The 5,306-nt window shown below is 73.7% G+C and carries 1 protein-coding gene; it reads left to right on the top strand.

What is annotated here, in order from left to right; genetic code table 11:
• Window positions 1–18: 18 nt before the first annotated feature.
• Window positions 19–5,306 (top strand): amino acid adenylation domain-containing protein (locus tag VGR37_03565; protein ID HEV2146473.1); only part of this gene is annotated, 5,288 nt, incomplete at its 3' end.

Here is a 5,306-nt window from a genome sequence, read left to right as displayed (position 1 = left end):
GACCAGGGCGTGACCACGATGCTGATCACCCCGGTGCTCTTCAACCCCTACTCGGAAGCGATCCCGGGCGCGCTGGCGGGCCTGCGCCACGTGCTCACCGGAGGCGACCGGGCGGACCCGGCCGCCTACGGGCGGCTCCTGGGCGAGGGCGGCCCCCGGGCGCTCCTGAACTGCTACGGACCGACGGAGACGACCACGTTCTCCATCGCCCACCGGGTCGAGAGCATCCCGGAGGGGACGGCGCGGGTGCCGATCGGGCGGCCGAACGCGAACACGCGGGTCTACGTCCTGGACCGCGACGGCGAGCCGGCGCCGGTGGGCGTGGCCGGCGAGCTCCACGTGGGCGGGGCGGGTCTGGCGCTCGGATACCTGAACCGGCCGGAGCTGACGGCGGAGCGGTTCGTCCCCGACCTGTTCGGCGGGGAACCGGGGGCGCGGCTGTACCGCACGGGTGACCTCGTGCGCTGGCTGCCGGAGGGGAGCCTGGAGTTCCTGGGGCGCACGGACCGGCAGGTGAAGGTGCGGGGGTTCCGCATCGAGCCCGGCGAGGTGGAGGCGCGGCTCCGCGCGCACGCCGGGGTGCGGGAGGCGGTGGTCGTGGCGCGGGAGGACGCGCCGGGAGACCGGCGGCTGGTGACGTACTGGGTGGGGGAGGCGCTCGAGGCCGAGACGCTGCGGGCGCACCTGCTGGAGCGGCTGCCGGAGCACATGGTGCCGGCGGCGTACGTGCGCCTGGAGGAGATGCCGCTTACGCCCAACGGGAAGCTGGACCGGCGGGCGCTGCCGGCCCCGGAAGGGGAGGCGTACGCGCGGCGGGGCTACGAGGCGCCGGTGGGCGAGGTGGAGCGGGCGCTGGCGGAGGTCTGGGCGGAGGTGCTGAAGGTGGAGCGGGTGGGGCGGTGGGACAACTTCTTCGCGCTGGGCGGCCACTCCCTACTGGCGATCGCGCTGATCGAACGGATGCGGCGCGTGGGGCTGTTCACGGACGTGCGGGCGCTTTTCACCACGCCCGTGCTGGCGGAGCTGGCGAAGGCGGCAGGCGGGGAGTCTCACGAGCTGGAGGTTCCGGCGAACGGGATCCCGGAGGGGTGCGGGGCGATCCGGCCGGAGATGCTGCCGCTGGTGGAGCTGAGCCAGGCGGAGATCGACCTCGTCGTGGCGGGGGTGCCCGGGGGCGCCGCCAACGTGCAGGACGTCTACCCGCTGGCGCCGCTGCAGGAGGGAATCCTCTTCCATCACCTGATGGCGGAGCAGGGTGATCCCTACCTGACGCCGAGCCTGGCCAGCTTCGACACCCGCGAGCGTCTGGAGCAGTATCTGGCGGCGCTGCAGGCGGTGATCGACCGGCACGACATCCTGCGCACGGCGATCCGGTGGGAGGGGCTGCGGGAGCCGGTGCAGGTCGTCTGGCGGCGCGCGGAGCTGCCGGTCGAGGAGGTACAGCTGGACGAGGAAGGAGGGGATGCGGCCGAGCAGCTGTGGCGGCGGTACGACCCGCGGCGGTACCGGATGGACCTCGGGCGCGCACCGCTGTTGCGGGCATGCATCGCCGAAGACCGCGAGAGGGGTCGCTGGCTGCTGCTCCTGCTGGTGCACCACCTGACGGGCGACCATGAGTCGCACGAGGTGCTCAGGGATGAGATCTCGGCACATCTGCAGGGACGGGTCTCGGAACTCCCCCCGCCCCTCCCCTTCCGGAGCTACGTGGCGCAAACGCGGTTGGGGGTGAGCCGGGAGGAGCAGGAGGCGTTTTTCCGCGAGCTGCTGGGGGACGTGCAGGAACCCACGGCGCCGTACGGGCTGCTGGACGTGTGGGGGGAGGGACGCGGGATCGGGGAGGCGCAGCTCGAAATGGAGAAGAGCCTCCCGGAGCGGCTGCGGGCCCGTGCGCGGGAGCTGGGGGTGAGCGCGGCGAGCCTGTGCCACCTGGCGTGGGCGCTGGTGCTGGCGCGGCTGACCGGCCGGCAGGACGTGGTGTTCGGTACCGTGCTGTTCGGCCGCACGCAGGGTGTGGCAGATTCGGACCGGGTGATGGGGCTCTTCATCAACACGCTGCCGGTGCGGATCGGGGTGGGGGCGGAGGCGGTGGAGGCGAGCGTCCGGAAAACGCACGGGCTGCTGGCGGAGCTGCTGCGGCACGACCGCGCCTCCCTGGCGCTGGCGCAGCGGTGCAGCGGGGTGCCGGCGCCGGGGCCGCTGTTCACCTCCCTGCTGAACTACCGCTACAGCGGGAGGAGCGGGCGTTCCCCGGAGGCGGGGCGGTCCAGGGTAGGCGTCCGGGGAATTCACGTCGAGGAGCGGACGAACTACCCCGTGATGGTCGTGATGGACGAGATGGGAGGGGGAGGCTTCCTGATCAGGGCGCAGGTGGCGGCACCTGTGGAGGCGGCGCGGGTGTGCCGGATGATGCATACGGCGCTGGAGCGGCTGGTGGAAGCGCTGGAGGTCTCGCCGTGGGAGGCGACCGGGACCATCGACGTGCTGCCGGAGATGGAGCGGCGGCAGGTGCTGCAGGAGTGGAACGCGACGGAGGCGGCATATCCGCAGGACCTCTGCGTACACGAGCTCTTCCAGCGCCAGGTGAGGCGCAGCCCCGACGCGGTGGCGGTGGTCTTCGAGGGCGAGCAGGTGAGCTATGCCGAGCTGAACCGGCGGGCGAACCGGCTGGCGCACCACCTGGTCGGGCTGGGCGTCGGCCCGGACGCGCGCGTCGCCATCTGTGCCGAACGGAGCGTGGAGATGGTGGTGGGGCTGCTGGCGGTGCTCAAGGCCGGCGGGGCGTACGTGCCGCTGGATCCGGAGTACCCGCGGGAGCGGCTGGCGTACATGCTCCGGGACAGCGCGCCTGCGGCGGTGCTCACCGTGGCCCCGCTGCGGGAGCGGCTCGGACCGCCGGGGGTGCCGGTGCTGGACCTGGCGGGGGATGCCGCGGAGTGGGCCCATCGGCCGGCGAGCGATCCGGACCGTGCGGGACCGGACCCGCGGAACGCCGCGTACGTGATCTACACCTCCGGATCCACCGGCCGCCCCAAGGGCGTGCAGGTCACCCACGCCAACGTGGTGCGCCTCTTCACCGCCACCGAGCCCTGGTTCGGCTTCGGGGAAGACGACGTGTGGACGCTGTTCCACTCGTACGCCTTCGACTTCTCCGTCTGGGAGATCTGGGGCGCGCTCCTCTACGGAGGGCGCCTGGTCGTGGTCCCCTGGGAGACCAGCCGCTCGCCGGAGGCGTTCCGCGAGCTGCTCGTGCGCGAGCGGGTGACGGTGCTCAACCAGACCCCCTCCGCCTTCCGGCAGCTGATCGCCGAGGACGAGGCGGCGGAGCGCGCCGACGACCTGTCGTTGCGGTACGTGGTCTTCGGCGGGGAGGCGCTGGAGCCGGGCACGCTGCGCCCCTGGACGGCGCGGCACGGGACGGAGCGGCCGCGGCTGGTGAACATGTACGGGATCACCGAGACCACCGTGCACGTCACCTACCGCCCCATCACGGCGGAGGACGTGGAGCGCGGCTCCGTGAGCGCGATCGGGCGCGCCATCCCGGACCTGGGCGTCTACGTGCTGGACCCGCGCGGCGAGCCGTCGCCCGTGGGCGTCCCGGGCGAGATGCACGTGGCGGGCGCCGGCCTGGCGCGGGGCTACCTGGGGCGGGCGGAGCTGACGGCGGAGCGCTTCGTCCCGGACTCTTTCGGCGGCGCGCCGGGCGGACGGCTGTACCGGAGCGGCGACCTGGCGCGCTGGCTCCCCACGGGGGAGCTGGAGTACCTGGGCCGCATCGACGCGCAGGTGAAGGTGCGCGGCTTCCGGATCGAGCTGGGGGAGGTCGAGGCGCGGCTCCTGGAGCACCCGGGGGTGCGTGAGGCCGTGGTGGTGGCCCGGAAGGAGGAGGCGGGGGAGAAGCGGCTGGTGGCGTACTGGGCGGGGCCCGACGAGGTGCGAGCGGACGGCCTGCGGGCGTACCTCGCGGAGCGGCTGCCGGAGTACATGGTACCGGCCGCCTACGTGCACCTGGATGCGCTGCCGCTGACGCCCAACGGGAAGGTGGACCGGCGGGCGCTGCCGGCGCCGGAGAGGGATGCGTACGCGCGGCGGGGCTACGAGGCGCCGCAGGGGGAGGTGGAGCAGGCGCTGGCGGAGACCTGGGCGGAGGTGCTGAAGGTGGAGCGTGTGGGCCGGTGGGACCACTTCTTCGAGCTGGGCGGGCACTCCCTGCTGGCGGTCCAGGTGGCCTCGCGCGTACGGCAGCGGCTCGGGGTGGAGGTCCCCCTGGGAGAGGTCTTCCGCCTCCCTGTGCTGGCGGAGTACGCGCGCGCCGCGGCGGACGCGGCCCGGGCGGACCTGCCGCCCATCGAGCCGGCGGAGCGCACCGCGCCGCTGCCGCTCTCCTTCGCGCAGCAGCGGCTCTGGTTCCTGGAGCAGATGGGCGGGGTCGGGAATGCCTACCACGTCCCCTGGCGGCTGCGGCTGCGGGGGGAGCTGGACCGTGCGGCATTGCGGCAGGCGCTGGATCGGATCGTGGCGCGGCACGAGGCGCTGCGCACGACCTTCTCCCTGGCCGGCGGCGAGCCGGTGCAGCGGATCGCCCCAGTGGAGGAGAGCCGCTTCTCCCTGGTGGAGCACGACCTGCGCGGCGAGGCGGACGCCGAGGAGGAGCTGCGCTGCCTCCTGGTGGAGGAGTGGAGCGCGCCGTTCGACCTGGAGCGGGGGCCGCTCATCCGCGGGCGCCTGGTGCGGCTGGGAGAGGACGAGCACGTGCTGCAGGTGACCATGCACCACGTCGTCTCCGACGGCTGGAGCATGGGCGTGTTCACCCGCGAGCTGAGCGCGCTCTACGCCGCGTTCGGCCGCGGGGAGGCGGACCCGCTGCCGGAGCTTCCGGTGCAGTACGCCGACTACGCGGTGTGGCAGCGGCGCTGGGTGGAGGGAGAGGTGCTGCGCCAGCAGGCCGAGTACTGGAGGTGGACGCTCTCCGGCGCGCCCGAGCTGCTGGAGCTGCCCGCCGACCGCCCGCGCCCGGTGGTGCAGGACCATGCCGGGGCCTCGCTGGGCGTGGCGCTGGACGAGGAGCTGACCGCCGGGCTGAAGGCGCTGTCGCGGCGGCAGGGGACGACGCTGTTCATGACGCTGCTGGCCGGCTGGGCGGCGGTGCTCTCGCGCCTCTCTGGGCAGGAGGACCTGGTCGTGGGCACGCCCACGGCCAACCGGGGCAGGAGGGAGATCGAGGGGCTGATCGGCTTCTTCGTCAACACGCTGGCGCTGCGGCTGGACCTCTCGGGCGCGCCGACGGTGGGGGAGCTGCTGGAGCGGGT

It is taken from the genome of Longimicrobiaceae bacterium (assembly GCA_035936415.1).
GTDB lineage: Bacteria > Gemmatimonadota > Gemmatimonadetes > Longimicrobiales > Longimicrobiaceae > JAFAYN01.
Note: the sequence above shows the minus strand (reverse complement) of the source record. Positions and strands in the feature narration are given on the sequence as shown.